Origin of the sequence: Paenibacillus terrae, assembly GCF_000943545.1 — a bacterium.
Lineage (GTDB): Bacteria > Bacillota > Bacilli > Paenibacillales > Paenibacillaceae > Paenibacillus > Paenibacillus terrae_A.
This window is the reverse complement of record NZ_JTHP01000013.1, coordinates 84,527-103,090: the sequence shown is the minus strand read 5'-3', so window position 1 is coordinate 103,090 and position 18,564 is coordinate 84,527. Positions and strand designations below refer to the sequence as shown.

Sequence of the window (18,564 nt, the reverse complement as noted above, 5' to 3'; positions counted from 1 at the left end):
ACACGACGACTAGAATGTCAAATACGGTTTTCTTCTCATACCGATGTGACTTGCGTCCATTCTTTTCAATCATCCGAAAGAATTGGAGAAGCACCCGCTGTACATCATCTGCTTGCTTTTTCATGGCATCATGTAGAGAAAGAAAATATTCTTTTAAGATACAGATTACTTTGAATTCACTGGCTTCTTTCTTTTTCTTCATCAACAAAAGCCTGCGCATCTGAAACATGAGAGAAGAACTAAGCAAAATGGCGATCAACTGCCCGTATACATGACATTCAAAACGTTCGGTTTTGACCGGCTTGCATCGGTCAATATGGAAGATGGATTTCCACGTTTTAAATAAAATCTCGATTTGCCAGCGTAGGGAATACAGGTCATGGACATGCTCTTTTTTAAGTAAATGTCAGGGGCATTGGTCATGTAGATATTGATGGCACTTAAGCGTTTTGTTCGTTCTTTGTAAGTCATGTTTTTCTTTTTCTCCTGTTTAGCACGCATCAGGAGCCGCTTTTGAGTCTGTTCTTCCGTAAGTTTGCAAATGAGAAGCCGTGTACGAAATTTTTTATAGAGACCCAGATACACTTTGGAAAGTTCTACCATTTCTCCGGATTGAAGGCAATTCATGATAGCTTCCAGATCGATTTCTTTGAACAATGATTGTTTTTTTACCTTGCCATCTTTGAATTGTTCAACTTCCTTATTTTGTTCATATACGCGGACATTCAATTTTAACCGCGAAACATAAAAAGCTCCTCGCTGCTCTATTTCTTCGAAGTCTTCTAAACAAAAGTAGCCCAAATCTCGAATACAAAGATCATTCATTCCCACCGTTTTCGCTCGTTTTGAACCATATAAACCGTCGTTGTTTTTTCCGGGGCCAACATCCACTTGTAAGAATTCTCCGGTTTTCAACTCGTATTCGAGTTGAATTTTCATACCAGCCGTATGAGAACTTCCTCCGGATCCCTGGTAACGGTCTGCATAGGGATCTGGAAGTTGAAAAACAGTCGAATCCAGAATACGGATCCGATGATATTAGGAGTTACATTCACAAGGCAGCGAGAAAGAAGTCGAGATTTTTTCTTGGAGAAGCGTTGAAAAAAGGGATTGAAGGAAGGCAACTGCAGAAGGATTGAACCGCTGGTTCAATCCTTCTGCGCTCATCGAAAGCTGATTGGAAGCATCTAGTTGGCTACATAATCGTGCGAGGGGAGTCACAGATACATGATCATTTAAAAAGACACATAAGGAAACCAAATCTTGCGCGGTATATTTGCTTTTTCGTTGGACGAAGCCAGCTTTTCTAGCGAGCTCCTCAAGTTGGGTAGGAGAAAAATGATGTTGAAGCTGTTGGGCTAGTAAATGCATTTCTTCGCTGATAGAAAGTGGAATAGAATTCATGGCAAACCATCCTTTCTATTGAATTATGCTTGATATAGAAAGGATAGCTTATTTTTCCATTTTGGGGTATAGATTCATCTTAGCTTGATGGGCATGGGGTATTACCCCTATACACAAAGACTAATCCATGTCTCGCGCCGAGCCTGTAAGCGAGCTAGGGGTAGTTCCAGCGTAGTGTCAGTTATCTAAACTCCAAAAGTGGAAGTCCTTGTTAAATAAGGGCTTCCACTTTGTTTACATGTATTTAATCTAAGACGTAATCGTCGGTTCCAAAAATGGTTAGAGTCGGAACCAAGCATTTGAAATCAATATATCTATGCTATGTTTTTTAGGCAATATGTATTTCAAAAAGCTCGATGTTCCATTTACTAAATAATAAACGGAACTTTATACTATTACGAATGGGCAGGGATTTGTCTCAATTAAATAAGTGTGATAAAATGCCAATATACCAAACATCCTATGTTTGATAAATAAATGTTGGAGGAGTTAACCTATGCTTCAGAAAACAAATCGACTAACGCTGGTTGAGCAAGTTGCACTGCAAATGGAAAGTTTGATCGAATCCGGTAAGTGGGTTGTCGGGATGCGCATTCCGGCCGAGCCGAAGTTGATGACTGAATTGAATGTTAGCCGCAATACATTAAGGGAAGCCATTCGGGCATTAATACATGCGGGACTCTTGAAGACGAAACAAGGTGACGGAACTTACGTCTGCTCTTCAAGTGTTTTGGGGGTCGTATTGCAAAAACGCATTTTGCACTCCGATACGCTGCAAACGTTAGAAGTCCGGCATGCTCTCGAACGTGAGGGAGCACATCTGGCTGCGCAACGCAGAACGAGCGACGAGGCGAATGAACTTCTTCTCCAACTTGAACGCTGCGAGGCGGCGGCAGCACTCGGTGACATTGATGGCTTTGTAACGGAGGATATTCGTCTTCACCAAAGCATCGTCGCTGCATCTCACAATGAAATATTGATCGAATTATACGACCATATCGCTGAAGCAGCGCAAGATTCGATTACAAGCTTGACTCGTTATGAAGTCGGTGCGGATTTCTTGGAAATGCACCGGCAACTGGTCGAAGCGATTGTCGATCAGGACGCCGATCGTGCTGTGGCAGCGGTTCACCGTTATATTGCGGAATCGCAAGCTGTTCTCGACGTCAAAGGAGGGAAACAGCCGTGAGCGTACAAAGCGATACGAAGGCAACGATGGTGAAGAAGTCGTTGTCGTCGAGTTGGCCGATCATCATCGGCATCGTCCTGATCTCACTGACCATGCGATCACCGCTAACCTCGGTAGGCCCGTTGCTTGGCTCGATTCGCGATTCCCTCGGACTGTCGAATGCTGGGGCAGGTCTGCTCACAACTTTGCCGATGCTTGCTTTCGCGCTTCTTTCACCGTTCGCGCCTATTTTGGCACGCCGCTTCGGGGTGGAAAGGACCATGCTTTATGCGTTGGTCCTGCTCATGGCGGGTATCGCTATCCGCTCATTGACTGCAACAGCTTCTTTGTTTGTAGGCACCGCTTTGCTAGGGCTCGCGATTGCGGTGTGCAACGTGCTCATTCCGAGTCTGGTTAAACGGGATTTCTCTCGTCAAGTCGGCCTCATGACAGGAGTGTACTCCGTGTCGATGAATTTATGCGGGGCGATCGCATCCGGTGTAAGTGTTCCGCTCGCCCGTAATCTCGGTTTCGGTTGGAATGGCGCGCTAGGCATCTGGGGCGCACTTGCTCTGTTGGCCGCGCTATTCTGGTTACCTCAGGCTCGAGCGAGTCACGCGTCTTCCAGGACGACAACAGGCGGTGCGTCAGCACGTCGAAGTCTGTGGCGTTCACCGCTGGCATTGATGATTACAATTTTTATGGGGATGCAGTCTCTCATTTTCTATGTTTTGGTCGCTTGGTTGCCTGAAATCACGACAAGCCGGGGCTTGAGTGAAGACAGCGCCGGTTGGATGCTATCGCTGTTTCAAATCGCTGCGCTGCCCGTAGCGTTCATCGTGCCGATCGTTGCGGGACGCATGAAGAACCAACGTTTACTGGTCATCATAATGACTATCCTGTTGTTTGTCTCATTGGGAGGCCTTTACTTCGGCGGAAATGCTTTCATTTCGTTATGGACAATTTTACTCGGAATTGGTGGGGGATTTGCGTTCAGCTTGGCCATGATCTTTTTAAGCTTGCGGACGAAAGATGCCCACGATGCAGTTTCTTTGTCCGGCATGTCGCAATCCGTTGGATATTTGCTGGCAGCAACTGGACCGATCTTATTTGGTTTACTCCATGACATCACGGCAAGTTGGAGCCTCCCTCTGTTATTGTTGCTTGTCGTTAGCGCTCTGTTGTTCATATCTGGATTGGGCGCCTCAAAAAATCACACGGTATAAGGGGTAGTACCACATACCCATCAAGTTAAAATTTTCGAATACCCCCAAAACGAAAAAAAGCTAACCTTTATTTAAAAGGTTTTTTCGTTTTGGGGATATATTAATTTCTTAGCTTGATGGCTATGGGGTAGTACCAGCGTTGCTGATACTACCCGCAAATGTATGTGAAAATATGTAATGAAAAAGATAACGGGTGTCCTTTTGTCGAGAAATACATCGGTCAACGCAGCTTCAGGCAAATGTCCAGAGATGATTTTCCTTAGCCAGGTTGGCTCACTCGTCGCCGCCCGTACGAGGCAGTCAGCACAGTCTGAGAAGGGAAGCGGCAGGAACGGAGCGATGCGGGCTGAGGGGTCTGCCGTATATTTCAAAGTGACAGAGTCCAGTCGTACAATAACCCAATCTAGGTCGCTCCGTTGCACCGTACGCCCGGCAATGGCCTTGTCCTTGATCGTCTTCGAGAAGATGCGCCGGTGAATGCGTATTGCCCACCGATTGACTGCGAAAGTTCTTTCCTGTTGCTCAGACCAATGCCGCTCTGCATGACTAGGCGCTTAACTCAAGCACGCTGGCTGACCGCAATAATATTCGGGATTCCCTCTGACATGACGGTACCTGGCGCGAAGTTACTGGTTGGACCTATGCAACTGATAACCACATCTGTATCAGCAATGACTTTGGCCATACTCGACGCGTCGAATACATCCCCCTGCCGGGTGCTGAGCCGCTCTGCGGGGGTAATGACTTCCGGCCGGCGAGCCGCGGCTACAACCTCATGTCCCAATTCAAGTGCCCGCTCCATCACCTACCATAGAACACAATCAGGGAGTTTTTTGGCTTTCGTGAGGATAGCATCCGACTTATGAGAACAATTTTTCCAAGCTACACTGGAAAAGTTGCCGTACACATCTTTGTCCAAATTGGATGTACTCTTCGATATCACATTTCTGGATGAAGATCAGGGCGGCTCAAGCAGCGATGAGGGTTTCAAGAGCTAAAGGCCAATCCGGGCAAACCAGGTGTCGAAAGTATGTTAAGCAAATTAATCGAATGAACTATGAAATAAGCGTCCTGAAAGCTTTACGGGGAAAAGCTTCTCTGCAAGGAAATATGGGTGAACGGAGCGAACCGATACCGGAATCCAGACGATGACTTGCCAACAGACTTCGAAGAACGGCGGGAAGAAAATTATAAGGCTCTGAAGCACTCGTTGGATGCGGAAGCGTTCATTGCACCGTTGAAGCAGGCCATGAAAGATGGATTAGAAAAACTTGATACCGGTCTCCATAAAAACCCAAAAGTCCTGATCACTGAGAAGTTTTATAATTTACATATTCAACTTCTTGATGTATACGAGAGGAACCAAAAGGATCGCCATCCTTATCAAAAGGAAATTAATTTTTATAGTCGGCAGCTTAACTTTTTTTGTGAAAATATTGTTCAAAAGATCTTTGTTTTAAATCAACTAATCAAAATTTATGAGAAGAATAGAGAGCCTCAAATTAAGTGGTGTTCAGAGACTTATTATGCAAAATCTCATGAAGATGTTGAAACAATAATAGAATGAAAAATATTAACACAGTGAATTTTCATTGAATAAATCATTAAGTTCAAAAAAACAAATAAAAAGGCATAGGTAGCAAGAATAATAAAATTTATAGTTTATATTCAAAAGTGTGGTAACAGAGTGAGTTTGTGACGTGATAAAGTGGTAGTATTTGTTGAAAGAGAACGATTTTATCTTTTCAATAATTACTTAGTATAATGAAATGGAGATTATGCGTGAAAGATCCCATTATAAATGATTACTTACAATGGATGGATGAGGAGAGGGGAATTAGACCAAGCGCAAGGGATTTTATTTATCTTCTACAGAAAATAAACAGTTATTAAGAAGCAAAATGGTTAGCCGGCGAATTCTCACTTTTAGGTAAAAAAACGACCAAAAGGATGCTTGAACAGATGATTTATTTTGCTTTTTCAGTGGATGAATGTTTAGTTTTACATAAGAAACTAAGGTAAAACACTTTAGAAAAGCCAGGCCAGGAGCTGCTTTTTCTAGGCTATATATTCAACTGATAATAGTATCTCGGCGCAGTTTAATATTCCCCGTTACTTTCTGAACAGTCTGGTCGTATCAACGGATTCGACTCTGCTCATCCTTTTACTGGCTCTGATGTTTGCCTTCGCAGTGGCTCGTATGAGATGGAGGTTTCGTTCTGCCGTTCGGACTTATATGATCATAGGAATGTTTATGCCACTGGAGGTTATCATGATACCGCTGGCGATTCTGGTTCGCGATTTTCATCTTACCAATACGTATGGAGCTCTTATTCTTTCTTATATCGCAATTGGCCTTCCTTTCTCGTCCATGATTTTTTACGGGTTTCTTATAGGAATTCCTAAGGAAATTGAAGAGGCGGCATGCATGGATGGAGCTAATATTTATAGACTGTTCCTGAAAATATGAAGACATTTCCACTCGGCTTGCTTTTTTCCAAGGCTCTTACAGCACAGATTGGGGAGCCATGGGGGTTGTTATGACCATGGCTTCCTTACCGATGGTACTCGTCTACCTGTTCTTGAGTGAACAAGTGGAGCGGCGATGACGGTAGGTTCGGCTGTAAAAGGATAGAAAGGATAAACTGCCCGGGGTTGAGAATCAGAAAAAGATTCTCAACCCCGGGCAGTTTTGTTATGTACATACATTAGTTCAATCCGACGATGGTCTGTAGGTAATCAGAAACCTTACAGCAAAGAAATGTTTTTGTAAGATTCAACTGTTGTTCGTTATGTAGAAACTAATTATGCTGGTAAATAGCTAGGCAAGGAAAGAAGTGAGCAGACTTGAAAGATCCAAAGCAAAGTTTCAATGAAATATTAAAAAATCGTAAAAAAACCATTATAACAGTCATCGTTATCGTTACTATAATTATATTGTTAATCACTCTGATATTTGGCACCATGCATATTATCCGGGATTCTATATACACCACCACAAAATCCTCCTAAATCTACAACCAAAGGGGATTAGATTGTTGTTATTGCTTGAATGATCAAATAAAGGCATTATAGAGAAATCAGTTGTTAAAAATTCAAGCACTAAGAAGGTAGAAAACACGATGCAAAAGATATTAATCGTAGAGGATGACCCTCAAATCAGCTCCTTGCTCCAATCTTATCTTGAAAAATATGGTTATCAAGGAGTTATGGTTTCAAATTTTGATCAAGTTTTAGTTGCCTTTCAAGAGGTAGAGCCTGATTTGGTACTACTTGATGTGAATCTTCCTCGTTTCGATGGATTTTATTGGTGTAGACAAATACGGACTCAATCTACATGTCCCATCCTTTTTGTGTCTGCACGCGATGATAAAATGGATCAGGTCATTGCTTTGCAAAATGGAGCAGATGATTACATTACGAAACCATTTTATCCCGAAGTACTGTTAGCCAAAGTAGAAAGTAATCTGCGACGTGCCTATGGTTCTTATGCCGTTGCTCCAAAATCCCGTTCCTTAAAAGTGTCAGGTTTGACGCTATATCCCGATATCATGGAACTTGTATACCATGATAAGTATGTAGAAATTAGCCAGAAAGAAGTAGCACTGTTAGAGCTATTGATGACGTATCCTAAACAGGTTGTGGGTAGAGTTCATCTCTTAGAGGCTTTATGGGATGATCACCAATATGTGGGCGAGAACACATTGAATGTTTATGTCACTCGTGTCCGTAAAAAGCTGAGCGAGCTGGGACTGGGGGATATCATAGAGACGGTTAGAGGGGCTGGCTATCGGCTTCACTTGACTGAGGAGGATGAACGGTGAAGCTTTTTTGGCGTGACCATTTTTCGCTGGTGATTTTTAATATCATCCAACTTTTTCTTGTGTTAAGTATCTATTGGTTGGATGGTTACCGTAACTGGTCGACGGCCCTGTATTCCGTCTTTTTTGGGGCTTCCATATTGCTGGTTTATTTGCTCTTCCGATATGTCCTGTACTCTGGTTTATATCGAATATTATCCACTGCAAACCTAAGAGATTTAGATGAGCTTATTCAGATGAAGGTACTTAATCCATTAGCCTCTTCTTTGCAACACTTGCTTTTACAATATTACCGATTGTATCAGTCTCGAATTCATCAGTTAGAGCATCAGCAGCGTGATCATATTACATTTATCAATCAGTGGGTTCACCAGATGAAAACTCCTCTTGCTGTTATTCATTTAATCCTCAAAGGAAAAATAGATCCTGAATCTGATCAGATTTACGATGAAATTGATCGAATAGGAAAAGGACTAGACATGATTTTATATATGTCACGGTTGGAATCCTTTGAACCTGATTTTCATGTGGAGCCTGTTGTATTACGAAAACTGGTTAGTGATGTGATCTATGATAACAAAAGACTATTGATTCGTAACGAAATTTATCCTTCCAATGAAGTGGACGAGCAGTTGTGTGTGATAACCGATGCCAAGTGGCTAAGATTCATAATTAACCAATTGATGACCAATGCGGTAAAATATTCTTCAGGTCATGCCCACAGTCTGAAACTGATGTCTCACGTAAGAGATCATGTCATTGTGTTGGAAGTACAGGATGAGGGGATTGGTATCCCTAAAAAAGACGTAGAACGGGTATTTGAGGCTTATTACACAGGCGAAAATGGGCGGAAGTATCGTGAATCAACCGGAATGGGACTCTATTTGGTGTCTGAAATCTGCAAAAGACTGAATCATAACATTCAGCTGAAATCAACGGTTGGTGAAGGGACGACGGTTCAAATCCTGTTTTCAATTCGCAAATGAGAAACCTTACAACAGATTTAAGGTTTTTGTAATGTTAATCGATCGCTTCACTTGTCTGGATGGATTATGATCATGACATAGGAAAAAGAAAGGAATGAATTATGGAGATTGTACGAATGGATCAAGTCACCAAAATATACTATGGCAAGCTTCCCTACCGAGCCCTTAACAACATCCATTTAACGATCAAACAAGGCGAGTTTGTTGGCATTATGGGGCCGTCTGGTAGTGGGAAGACTACATTATTAAACATGATTTCAACCATTGATATGCCGACTTCTGGCGAGGTTTGCATTAAAGGGGAAAATCTACAACTGCTCAAGAAGGATAAGCTGGCTTTATTTCGTCGCAAAGAGCTGGGATTTGTATTTCAGGACTATAATTTGCTGGAAACTCTCACTTTGGGAGAGAACATATTGTTTCCTCTGATGCTGAATAAAAAAGGATTAAAGGAAATGGAGCACAAACTGGAAGAGGTAGCGAAGAAACTGGATATTATTGATATTTTGGATAAACGACCTTATGAGGTATCAGGGGGACAAAAGCAAAGGGCAGCTATAGGCAGAGCTATTATTCACTCTCCTTCACTCTTGCTCGCAGATGAACCCACTGGAAATCTCGATTCCATGTCTTCACGTGTTGTGATGGAAATGCTGGGGCTTATCAGTCGTGTGGATTATTCCACAATCGTGCTGGTAACACACGGAGCCGTGGAAGCCAGTTATTGCGATCGGGTTATTTTTATAAAAGATGGTGAGTTATATAATGAAATCCATCGTAGTCATAGTCAGCAATTATTTTTTCAAGAAATTATAGATATACTCTCCTTTTTTGGGGGGAGTAGACATGCGCATGAGCTTTCGTCTGTTAGCATGGAATAATCTCAAGCACAATGCGCGTGCTTACGTTCCTTATTATTTAAGCAGCTCTTTGATAATTACGATTTTTTTCGTATATGCGATATTTATTTTTCACCCAGATGTCTCCAATGAAATCGCAGCGGTTAATGCCTCCGATGCAATCGCAGCCGATAATGTAAAAAAGGGATTACAAGTTGCTGATCTGTTGATTTTTGTGTTTTCCTTTTTCTTCGTATTATACACAAACCATATTTTTGTTGCTGCACGAAAAAAAGAATTTGGTATACTGACCATTTTAGGGACACATCACAGACAAATTTATTTTTTGGTCGCATATGAAAATCTAATTATAGGCTTTTTATCCTTAATTACCGGGATTATCGGAGGATTTGTTTCAGCGAAATTCTTTCTACTTTTGGGCTCCAATGTCTTAGGAATGTATTTAACGTTTTATTTTCCTTGGAAAGCACTGGCTTTCACCGTGGTGGGCTTTATGTTTTTGTTTATATTGATCTCATTTGTGTCTGTTTTCTTCATACGCCATTTTAAATTACAGCAGCCTTTTAGCAAGGTTCCACAGCTCAAAAGGGAATTAAAAGCTTCATGGAGTTTGTCCCTTCTTGCCATAGTATTAATAGGAGCGGCTGTATATTTAATGAAGATTGATTTTCCACCATACATTTATCTGGCACCGTATCGTTTAGGGACTCTTTCTTTTTATATATTGCACTATTCGGTTGGAGATACATTTAAATATACAATTGTAATGGGATCTATTGGTATTTACTTATTTTATACTCAATCATGTGTACTCTTCATTCAATTGCTTAGAGCTAACAGGAAATGGTCTTGGAGCGGAACACGTTTGTTATGGTTATCTGAGATCACATATAAAATAAGGAATAATGCCGAGTTGTTTTCATTGATTACCCTCATTTCTATCATTTTCTGTGTAGGGGTAGTGTCAACTTTTGCTTCAATGCAGCAGCAAAAAAGATTTCTTAGGGAGCAGTCTTATTCATTTGCATTTACTTCTGGTGTTGTAAGTTCTATAGAGCTTGAAAAAGAGATTGACCAAAATCTTTATACGGCTGGGGTAGATTATTCGAAAGGTGAAGTGTTGACATTTCCCTTTCGTGAACAGATCGCGCAAGTGATGAAACAATCCAACTATGAAGCGCTTGCCTCCAGGTTTAAGAAACTAAAACAGGCACCTGCGCTTCGGGAGAATCAAGGTCTTTTCATTTTGGATTCAAGCGAGATGTCTCTAGAAGAAAAGAAAAGCCATTTCAAAAAGAAACTAACTTACAATCAAGGGAAATCTCATATTAAGAATCTTCAGATTATGGATATTCTGATGATAGATCATAACTTAAAGTCTGATGAAAACATCATCTCTGAACTAGGACGGTTACTTGTTGTTCCAGATCGAACTTACGACCATTTAATTGAACAACGGTATTTCAATGATCCATTGGCATATAAATTAGTTTATTACTTTGTGCCAAAATGGAAGAATGGTCAACTTTCTTTAGAAACTTCAGAAACTCAACAGGAGGTAGGGTTGTATTCCGTGTTGGCTAACAAGGTGAATAAAGGGGTGCTTAACTCTAGAGCAGTGGATTATTTGGCATCGGAGATGGATCTGAATATTAGTGAATTTATTGGTGGATTTATCGCCATTATTATGTTGGCAAGCACTGTAAGTCTGTTGTATTTCAGATTGTATGTAAATCTTCAACGGGATGAGGAAATATACCGAGCTTTGTCGAAAATCGGACTAAACTCAAGGGAAATGAGACGAGCTGAATCCAGACAAATTGCTTTCTTATTTCTTCTGCCATTAGTCGTATCATCCATAGGAATAGTGCTTTGTTTAGTTATGTCAGAACCATCTGGAATATATGTAGTACCCTTTCGCATGACGCTTATTCAGATTATGCTGGGCTTTTGGGCGATCCAATTCTTTTCCTTTCTTATTGTACGGTTCCTGTACCTTCGTCAATTGGATTTGAAGATGTTATAAGGAACGATAAGCTGTGTGTAAAAAAGTTGCAGAAGGGGAGGAGTGGTTCCTCCTTTCTGGAATCTCCACGGTTTATAGACGATGCAGCTCTCAATTCACGATTTCCTTGATGGGGAGTCATACAAAGAAATTGTAGTGAAGAGGAAGAATTATAATTCATATAACAACGCATTTATTAGACTTAATAAACTTAGAAAGAGGGGGATATCTATGAAAAAAAGTGTGTTTATTTTATTGTTGTTGGCTTTATCAACCAGTTCTTTTTCAGGGTCCTTTGTTCAAGCAGAGGGGCAGCAATTGGCTTCCAATGCAAGTGTGAAACTAACATTGAGTCAAGCCCAGCAATGGGCACGGTCTAATAGCTTTAGTTTGAAAGAAGCCCAGCAAACGATAGATCGTAACCGGATTAACCTAAAAAATGCAGGTAAGAATCTGGATTTCATTCCAGCAGGTGCAGGCAACGGTGAAGAGGACGCGGCTAGTAGTTCTGCTTGGAAAGGGTATGCCTCATCGACGGTTTCTTATTTGGAATCCAAGAAGCAAATCGAACTTGCTCAAGATCAGACAGACTACACCACAATGAAGGACTATTACGACGTACTTTTGGCTGACAACAAAGTGAAGAGTAGTGAGGATGCACTTTCGCTTGCGTTATTGGAGGAAAAAGCTGCTGAGGCGAAAGCCAACCGTGGAAAAATTTCTCCAGGTGAACAAAGCACCATTATTCAGACTCGTTTAGAAGCAGAAAAGAATGTAGAGATTGCAAAATCTGCGCTGCAAAAAGCGTTAGAGGTGCTAAACACCCAAATGGGGCAGCCGCAAGGTACGGTATATGAACTGGTTGATCGACCCGCTTACCGGAAAATGGATAACACGAATTTGGATACGCTTGTGACGCGTGCAATCTCGGCGAGTCCTTCGGTATGGAGACAGGAGGAGGCTGTCAAGCTGGCAAAAATGGAAGTTAAATATTACACATGGAACTCGGGAACGGACGATTATGAAATTAAACAGATTGATGTAGACTCAGCGGAAGGCGGGCTCAAAAATACCAAGGATCAATTGGCAGAATCACTAAAGAGTATCTACTTTAACTTACAGCAAAATGATGAACAATACGAACAAATGCAAAGTAATTTACAGAACGCTATTAAAGTGTTGAACATATCTCGTAAAAAAAGGGAACGTGGATTTGCCACAGGTACGGAGGTCGCCACGAATCAGTTAAAAGTGAAGCAAATTGAACGGAATAAGGATGAACTCATTATTCAAATGACAATGCTGCAACATGCTTTAAACAAACCGTGGAGCGTATAGGTTTTAGAAAAAATACATTTTAAGGGGATATAACATTGTCAGAAACAGAAAAGAAAGATGCATTGCAAGTATTAAGAAGGAAAAAAAGATTGAAAGGGATCATAGGTATTCTTGTCTTGATTATTATAGCGGGAATTGGCAGTACTGTTTACATGAATAGAAGTCAGGAAAAGCCCGTGGAGGGTCCTGCGAACCAGATCGTACAGGTACAGAAAACAAACATGACCGAATCGCTTAAAGTAACTGGAACCGTTCAGGCTTCTAAGGAAGTCAATATCAATTTTACAAATGTTGAGGGTGCCAAGCTCATTGCCGTCAATGTTAAAGCAGGAGATAGTGTCAAAGCAGGTCAGGTTTTAGCACGATTAGATGATTCGGATGCCAGGCTGCAAATTAAGGATGCCGAATCCAATGTGGCGATTGCCAGGGCCAAGCTGGAGGAAGCTAAGCGCGGACCCAAAACCAATGATATCGAACTCCAGAAAGCCAATGTCTTAAAGGCGCAGATGGCAATTAAAACAGCCAAGAACGATATGGAGTTAGAGGAAGCCGCTGCACAAAAGGTGGCAGCCAAGGTGACTTTGGATAAGGCCCAGAAGGATTATGAGGACCAGGCTTATCTGGTTCAGAATGATGCGGCAGCAGAAAGTGACCTGGCGACAGTCAAGCAAAATCTGGATAAGGCAAAACTGGATATGAGCAATGCGGAGCTGCAGTACAAGAAGGCACAGACCAAGCAAACTGAGGCGATCGAAGAGGCGGAAATGGGCTATAAAACAGCATTAATACAATTAAAGGCTGCACAGTCCCCGCCTGAAGCTTCCAACATCCAATCTGCACAGGCTTCTTTACTGCAGGCTGAAACGGCATTAGAGCAGAAGAAAAGTGTCCTGAGTAAATTACAGGTTACGGCGCCGTGGGACGGGATCATTTTGAAGGTCAACGGCGATGTAGGCACTAGTCCTACTGCACCTTTTATTGTCATGAATAACTCCAACACAGGGGTTATGAAGGTTCTTGCCAAGGTTAATGAAAGTGATATTGCTAAATTGAAGACTGGACTTCAGGCGACAATGCACTCGAATTCATTCCCGGACAAACCATTTAAAGGCGAAGTACGCTTTGTTTCTCCAGAGCCGGTGACGGAAGCCAATGTGACTACATACAAAATTGAATTGTCTTTGGATAGCCAAAACATAAGGCTGCAACCGGGGATGAATATGGATGTATCACTACTGTTAGCCGAACACAAAAATGCGTTGTCTGTGCCATTATTTGCATTGAGATCTGAAGGTGGTGTGGATGGAGTATATGTGGCGAAGAACGCGGCGAATCCAGCGGATTATGAGTTTAGGCCGGTGAAACTGGGGGTCTATACAGCGGATCAGGCCGAAATCAAGTCCGGTGTCAAGGAAGGCGAAACCATTGTTATTCCTCCTCAGGACAGCAGTGCTGACCCGAATGGCAGTGGAGGGGGACAGGCACAATGAGCGAAACTCAATCCAATAAAACCGTTATTGAAATTAAAGAGCTGAAAAAAAGGTATGAAGTAGGCGGTCAGGAAATTCAGGCTCTACGCAGTGTGAACTTATTTATTAACGAAGGTGAGTTTGTGGCTATTATGGGGCCTTCTGGTTCAGGCAAGTCTACCATGATGAATGTCATTGGTTGCCTGGATCATCCGGATACCGGAAAATACTACCTGGATGGGTATTCCATATTGGATGCTCGTGAGAACGAACTTTCGGAGGTTAGAAACCAGAAGCTAGGTTTTGTGTTTCAGAAATTCTATCTGCTTCCTCGTACTACAGCATTAGCCAATGTAGAGCTACCTATGATGTATGCAGGTATACCTGCAAAGGAACGCCGGGAACGAGCCGTGGAGGCGCTACGAAGCGTTAGCCTTGCCGAACGGATGTATAACAAGCCTAACGAGCTTTCTGGTGGTCAGCAGCAGCGTGTCTCCATTGCCCGAGCATTGGTGAATAATCCGGTCATTCTGCTGGCGGATGAACCGACGGGCGCACTGGATACGAAGACGAGCATCGAGATTATGGAGCTGTTCCAAGGCTTGAATGACCAGGGAAAAACCATCGTCCTGGTTACTCATGAGCTGGAAATAGCTGAATATGCCAAACGATTGATTAGTTTTCGGGATGGTAACATTGAGCGAGATGAGCCTATTACGAATAGACGAATTTCGTCAAGGATGGTAAGCCTATGAATGTGATGGAAACGATCCGTGTATCCCTGAATAGCTTAACCACCAACAAGATGCGCTCATTTTTAACGATACTGGGTATTATTATCGGGGTGGCAGCGGTCATTGCCATTATGGCGATCGGAAACGGCTCGAAGGCCAGTATTAAGGAGGAAATCAATAAATTAGGAAATAACGTGATTATGGTTGCACCAGCCATGCCAATGACCGAGGAAGAAGTCAATAGGGACAACTTGCCCTCCTATACGTGGGCTGATATCAAGGCAATGGAACAAAAGAGTTCGATTGCGGCATTAATGCCCAGTATTTCGAGCAATTCAAAAGTTGTATGGGGTCGATATAACTATAATGCAACTATTATAGGAACATCCGCTTCATTTTATAAAGTTAAAAAGCTTTCCTTTGCTGAAGGCAGGACATTTACCAACGATGAGTTGGATAAACGTATGAATGTTGCTATTCTGGAAAGCCAAGCGGTTGTACGTCTTTTTGGTGGAGATACCAAAGGCGTATTGGGACGAACGTTTCAAATTAAACAGATCCCTTTTAAAGTGATCGGAGTATTGAATTCTCAGCCCGTTACGAATTTAGACTACAGTACGAATGATCAAATTTACATCCCTGCAACAACCATGATGAACCGTCTGGGTGAACAAAACATTACCCGCCTAGAGGTATCTGCCAAGTCACCAGCCTTGATGGATCAGGCTCAATCAGACATATTGGAAAGCTTGCGTGTGACGCATCGGCTAAAACCCTCGGAACCGGATCAATTTGAAGTGATGAGTCAAGCTGAAGCAGCGGGTGCAGCTTTGGGTGTAGATAATATCATGACCAGCTTGCTAGGAGGTGTAGCCGCGATATCGCTCGTGGTAGGGGGAATCGGAATTATGAATATTATGATGGTATCGGTTATAGAGCGCACAAAAGAAATTGGTATTCGAAAAGCCATCGGTGCCAAGCCAAGAGATATTATGATTCAATTTCTGTCCGAAGCTGTCATTTTTGGTCTGCTAGGGGGGATGCTCGGGGTTGTTACAGGCATAGGCGCCTCCAAAATTATTGAAGCAACGGCACACATGACCGTTGAATTTACAATCTCGCCGATCCTATATTCGTTTCTTAGCTCTGCAGGCACAGGCATTCTATTTGGGGTATACCCGGCTTATAAAGCAGCAAGATTAAAACCAATAGATGCATTGAGGTACGAATAATTGAATGGGCACATGACCGCAACATAAAACGTGAACTGCTTCTAGATTTTTGGAGGAATATATACTATGGAAAAAAGCTATGTGCAAAATAGAACCAGAGCTCATCGAATGAAGAGGAAGAGAAGAAGACTGTTGTTTATTATTATCATTTGTATTGTTCTGATTATTATAAAACTCTTTGACATATTCAGTAGTAAACCACAGCCAGTAAAAACGATTGAGTATGCAGAAAAAATAGAATCAGTATCAACCGACAAATTAAATAACGAATCCAAAGGGAGCGAATCCTCTCTACAAAATGTTTCGGGTGTTGAAGATGCAGCATTTGTTGAAAAGTACTTGAATCAGCAAATGCAAGGGCAGCGACCTGAGGGGATCGACGGTAAAAAAGTAGTCTATTTATCTTTTGATGATGGTCCATCGGTTACCGTAACGCCTAAAATATTAGATATTCTTAAAAAAGAAAATGTGAAAGCAACGTTTTTTGTAGTAGGAAAAGCAGTAGAGGAAAATGAAGTGACTAAAAAAATAACGAAAAGATTGATTAAGGAAGGACATGCTATCGGAAATCATACCTACTCCCATGACTACAGTTATTTGTATCCTAATCAGACTGTGAATGCGAGCATTTTTATGAACGATATTGAAAAAACAAATCAAATTTTAAAGCAAGTATTGGGGCAGGACTTTTCGACAAGGGTGATTCGATTTCCAGGTGGTCATATGACATGGCAGAGAAACGACCCTGATGGTATGGAAGTACTGGACAAAGCCTTTCATGATAAGGATTATCATCAGATTGACTGGAATGTGTTGCCTAAAGATGCAGAAGGAGCACCTAAAAATGCTGAACAACTAATCAGCGAATTCATGAGGAGTATGGGGAATAGAGAAAAAGCAGTGGTACTCATGCATGACACTTATGGGAAGGAAGAAACAGCCAAAGCCTTGCCTGGAATCATAAGCTATTTAAAAAAGCAAGGATATGAATTTAAGACGATCAAGTAACGTACCGATTCCAACAAAACAGAGGGGATAAGCAATAATATGGATATTAAAGATGTCGAGGATCTATATGTATCTTGCAAATCAGATCTCTTTGGCTATCTATTGAGGATATTGCATAACAAGCAGGATGCCGAAGATTTGTTGCATGAGTGCTTTGTTCGGTTTATAAGGGCTTCGCCTAGCTTGCCCCAAGATCGTATTCGATTTTATCTTATGAGAATTGCCAAAAATTTAGCTGTTGATTTAATAATAAAACTAAAAAAGATGGAGGATTACATTTTACGTAAGGAGCAGGTCTATTATCACTGGGGTGTCCCCGATTTTGAAATTCAGGAGGAGGTCGATCGAATTCTTTTGATGGCAAGTAATACCGAGCAAAGGCGGTACTTTAGTCCGAGGATATTCCATAAAAGAAACGGCTAGAATCTTAAACAAGAGTGAAAATTCAGTAAAGTCTTCGCTGCACAGAGCTTCCCAACGCATTAAATTAAGATATATTTCCTGAACTGTTTTGGACGATAGCAGACAATCGTTTATTCAGCAAATCAAAAGTACTAAATCTAAGAAAAAGAATAATTTCTTAAAGAGGAGTAGGCATAGAGTCTGCTTCTCTTTTCGCTTGATACAGAGATAAAACAATAAGATTGATATTTTCCACCATAATAGATAATAAATATCCCCTTTTTTTGGATTGTTTCTATTTATAATGAAAGCGCACCCACAATAATCAAAGGAGCTGATTTGTTTTAACACGTAACAAACGCTTAAGAAGATTGTCCACCGCCATGTTATCTGGTATCTATGAAAAATCCTAATGGGTCCATTGTGGTTGTTTTGCTTAATCGTTCGTATGAAGAGGTGATTATAGTTTTATTCTTTCAAAAATAGATATAAGTTTTAAGTTATGAAAGGGACCTAGGCTATAAAACCTAAGGTTCTTTCATTATTTTTTTGAGTAAAACGGTTAGAATAATTGCTAAGTTCATTGCTGGGTATTGGCATATTACTGAGACAGGTATTAATAAACTTAATAATCATTGCGATAGATAAGTTAATTGCTCCATTCAGGGTTTCGACGGGCATAATCAAACCCCTGATATTTTTGACCGCAATTCGATAAACTACATATAAATTATCCGGTGTCCGTTCTTAAATATCTACCCATATCTTTATCCGCTCCATGTCATCTGTGTGGTGTCATAATTAGTGAGAAAATTTTCAGATTAAATGAGAAAAAAATTCATAATTGATGAGAAATCAATATTTATGCATTTTTATACATTAGTGGAGTTGTTGTATGGTCAAATAGTTTA

General features: G+C 41.3%; 18 protein-coding genes and 1 pseudogene. 17 read left to right on the top strand and 2 right to left on the bottom strand.

All coding sequences use genetic code 11. The features are described 5' to 3' along the window. Positions 1-1,395 (bottom strand): annotated as a pseudogene (locus QD47_RS09260) (IS4 family transposase); the annotation flags it as partial. 505 nt (positions 1,396-1,900) lie between these two features. Between QD47_RS09260 and QD47_RS09255 the strand changes: the two are divergent. The 3 genes from QD47_RS09255 to QD47_RS33040 all read left to right on the top strand — a co-directional run bounded on the left by QD47_RS09255 (position 1,901) and on the right by QD47_RS33040 (position 4,275). Beyond that, entirely contained in the window at positions 1,901-2,593 is a 693-nt protein-coding gene (locus QD47_RS09255; protein ID WP_044645853.1) for a FadR/GntR family transcriptional regulator, read from the top strand. After that, positions 2,590-3,798 carry a CynX/NimT family MFS transporter gene (locus QD47_RS09250; protein ID WP_044645852.1) on the top strand — a complete coding sequence of 403 codons (1,209 nt, stop codon included), beginning with the start codon at positions 2,590-2,592 and terminating at the stop codon, positions 3,796-3,798. Before QD47_RS09255 ends, QD47_RS09250 begins: the two co-directional genes overlap by 4 nt. A gap of 177 nt (positions 3,799-3,975) precedes the next feature. After that, positions 3,976-4,275, top strand: a complete 300-nt coding sequence (locus tag QD47_RS33040) for a hypothetical protein (RefSeq protein WP_235332220.1) — start codon at positions 3,976-3,978, stop codon at positions 4,273-4,275. 82 nt (positions 4,276-4,357) lie between these two features. On the opposite strand, the gene QD47_RS33035 is transcribed toward QD47_RS33040, so the two are convergent. Continuing rightward, on the bottom strand, positions 4,358-4,600 hold the full coding sequence (locus QD47_RS33035; RefSeq protein ID WP_235332224.1) for an NAD(P)H-binding protein: 243 nt from the start codon (positions 4,598-4,600) through the stop codon (positions 4,358-4,360). Positions 4,601-4,912: 312 nt separating this feature from the next. Between QD47_RS33035 and QD47_RS34105 the strand changes: the two genes are divergently transcribed. The 14 genes from QD47_RS34105 to QD47_RS34100 all read left to right on the top strand — a co-directional run bounded on the left by QD47_RS34105 (position 4,913) and on the right by QD47_RS34100 (position 18,139). Next, a complete protein-coding gene (locus tag QD47_RS34105) occupies positions 4,913-5,365 on the top strand; it encodes a hypothetical protein (protein WP_412177965.1) in 453 nt (150 codons plus the stop codon). 609 nt (positions 5,366-5,974) lie between these two features. After that, positions 5,975-6,268, top strand: coding sequence for an ABC transporter permease subunit (locus tag QD47_RS33025; protein WP_268794236.1), 294 nt, complete (start codon positions 5,975-5,977; stop codon positions 6,266-6,268). Between the two features lie 652 nt (positions 6,269-6,920). Beyond that, positions 6,921-7,622 carry a response regulator transcription factor gene (locus QD47_RS09230; RefSeq protein ID WP_044645851.1) on the top strand — a complete coding sequence of 234 codons (702 nt, stop codon included), beginning with the start codon at positions 6,921-6,923 and terminating at the stop codon, positions 7,620-7,622. Continuing rightward, complete coding sequence (locus QD47_RS09225) at positions 7,619-8,605, top strand: sensor histidine kinase (protein WP_044645850.1); 987 nt, start codon at positions 7,619-7,621, stop codon at positions 8,603-8,605. Before QD47_RS09230 ends, QD47_RS09225 begins: the two co-directional genes overlap by 4 nt. 101 nt (positions 8,606-8,706) lie before the next feature. Beyond that, positions 8,707-9,486, top strand: coding sequence for an ABC transporter ATP-binding protein (locus tag QD47_RS09220; protein WP_044645849.1), 780 nt, complete (start codon positions 8,707-8,709; stop codon positions 9,484-9,486). Then, positions 9,452-11,491, top strand: a complete 2,040-nt coding sequence (locus QD47_RS09215; protein WP_044645848.1) for an ABC transporter permease — start codon at positions 9,452-9,454, stop codon at positions 11,489-11,491. Before QD47_RS09220 ends, QD47_RS09215 begins: the two co-directional genes overlap by 35 nt. Positions 11,492-11,701: 210 nt before the next feature. Further along, on the top strand, positions 11,702-12,808 hold the full coding sequence (locus tag QD47_RS09210; protein WP_044645847.1) for a TolC family protein: 1,107 nt from the start codon (positions 11,702-11,704) through the stop codon (positions 12,806-12,808). A 35-nt stretch (positions 12,809-12,843) separates the two neighbouring features. Continuing rightward, on the top strand, positions 12,844-14,298 hold the full coding sequence (locus QD47_RS09205; protein ID WP_044645846.1) for an efflux RND transporter periplasmic adaptor subunit: 1,455 nt from the start codon (positions 12,844-12,846) through the stop codon (positions 14,296-14,298). Beyond that, positions 14,295-15,032: an ABC transporter ATP-binding protein gene (locus QD47_RS09200; RefSeq protein WP_044645845.1), complete on the top strand. Its 738-nt coding sequence runs from the start codon at positions 14,295-14,297 to the stop codon at positions 15,030-15,032. Before QD47_RS09205 ends, QD47_RS09200 begins: the two co-directional genes overlap by 4 nt. Further along, the gene (locus QD47_RS09195) at positions 15,029-16,243 is read left to right on the top strand and encodes an ABC transporter permease (protein WP_044645844.1); all 1,215 of its coding nucleotides are present in this window, start codon (positions 15,029-15,031) and stop codon (positions 16,241-16,243) included. The genes QD47_RS09200 and QD47_RS09195 overlap by 4 nt, the downstream gene beginning before the upstream one ends. Positions 16,244-16,309: 66 nt before the next feature. Then, on the top strand, positions 16,310-17,251 hold the full coding sequence (locus QD47_RS09190) for a polysaccharide deacetylase family protein (RefSeq protein WP_044645843.1): 942 nt from the start codon (positions 16,310-16,312) through the stop codon (positions 17,249-17,251). A 39-nt stretch (positions 17,252-17,290) separates the two neighbouring features. Then, positions 17,291-17,674: an RNA polymerase sigma factor gene (locus QD47_RS09185; protein ID WP_235332218.1), complete on the top strand. Its 384-nt coding sequence runs from the start codon at positions 17,291-17,293 to the stop codon at positions 17,672-17,674. Beyond that, positions 17,619-17,756 carry an RNA polymerase sigma factor gene (locus tag QD47_RS33900; protein WP_327204667.1) on the top strand — a complete coding sequence of 46 codons (138 nt, stop codon included), beginning with the start codon at positions 17,619-17,621 and terminating at the stop codon, positions 17,754-17,756. Before QD47_RS09185 ends, QD47_RS33900 begins: the two co-directional genes overlap by 56 nt. 296 nt (positions 17,757-18,052) lie before the next feature. Next, a complete protein-coding gene (locus QD47_RS34100; protein WP_152643784.1) occupies positions 18,053-18,139 on the top strand; it encodes a glycoside hydrolase family 30 beta sandwich domain-containing protein in 87 nt (28 codons plus the stop codon). Positions 18,140-18,564 lie beyond the last annotated feature (425 nt).

Coding starts and splice junctions, on each gene's coding strand:
- QD47_RS09255 (WP_044645853.1), top strand. CDS start 1,901: ATGCTTCAGAAAACAAATCGACTAACGCTGGTTGAGCAAGTTGCACTG.
- QD47_RS33040 (WP_235332220.1), top strand. CDS start 3,976: ATGAAAAAGATAACGGGTGTCCTTTTGTCGAGAAATACATCGGTCAAC.
- QD47_RS33035 (WP_235332224.1), bottom strand. CDS start 4,600: ATGGAGCGGGCACTTGAATTGGGACATGAGGTTGTAGCCGCGGCTCGC.
- QD47_RS33025 (WP_268794236.1), top strand. CDS start 5,975: ATGTTTGCCTTCGCAGTGGCTCGTATGAGATGGAGGTTTCGTTCTGCC.
- QD47_RS09230 (WP_044645851.1), top strand. CDS start 6,921: ATGCAAAAGATATTAATCGTAGAGGATGACCCTCAAATCAGCTCCTTG.
- QD47_RS09220 (WP_044645849.1), top strand. CDS start 8,707: ATGGAGATTGTACGAATGGATCAAGTCACCAAAATATACTATGGCAAG.
- QD47_RS09215 (WP_044645848.1), top strand. CDS start 9,452: ATGCGCATGAGCTTTCGTCTGTTAGCATGGAATAATCTCAAGCACAAT.
- QD47_RS09210 (WP_044645847.1), top strand. CDS start 11,702: ATGAAAAAAAGTGTGTTTATTTTATTGTTGTTGGCTTTATCAACCAGT.
- QD47_RS09200 (WP_044645845.1), top strand. CDS start 14,295: ATGAGCGAAACTCAATCCAATAAAACCGTTATTGAAATTAAAGAGCTG.
- QD47_RS09195 (WP_044645844.1), top strand. CDS start 15,029: ATGAATGTGATGGAAACGATCCGTGTATCCCTGAATAGCTTAACCACC.
- QD47_RS09190 (WP_044645843.1), top strand. CDS start 16,310: ATGGAAAAAAGCTATGTGCAAAATAGAACCAGAGCTCATCGAATGAAG.
- QD47_RS09185 (WP_235332218.1), top strand. CDS start 17,291: ATGGATATTAAAGATGTCGAGGATCTATATGTATCTTGCAAATCAGAT.
- QD47_RS34100 (WP_152643784.1), top strand. CDS start 18,053: ATGAAAAATCCTAATGGGTCCATTGTGGTTGTTTTGCTTAATCGTTCG.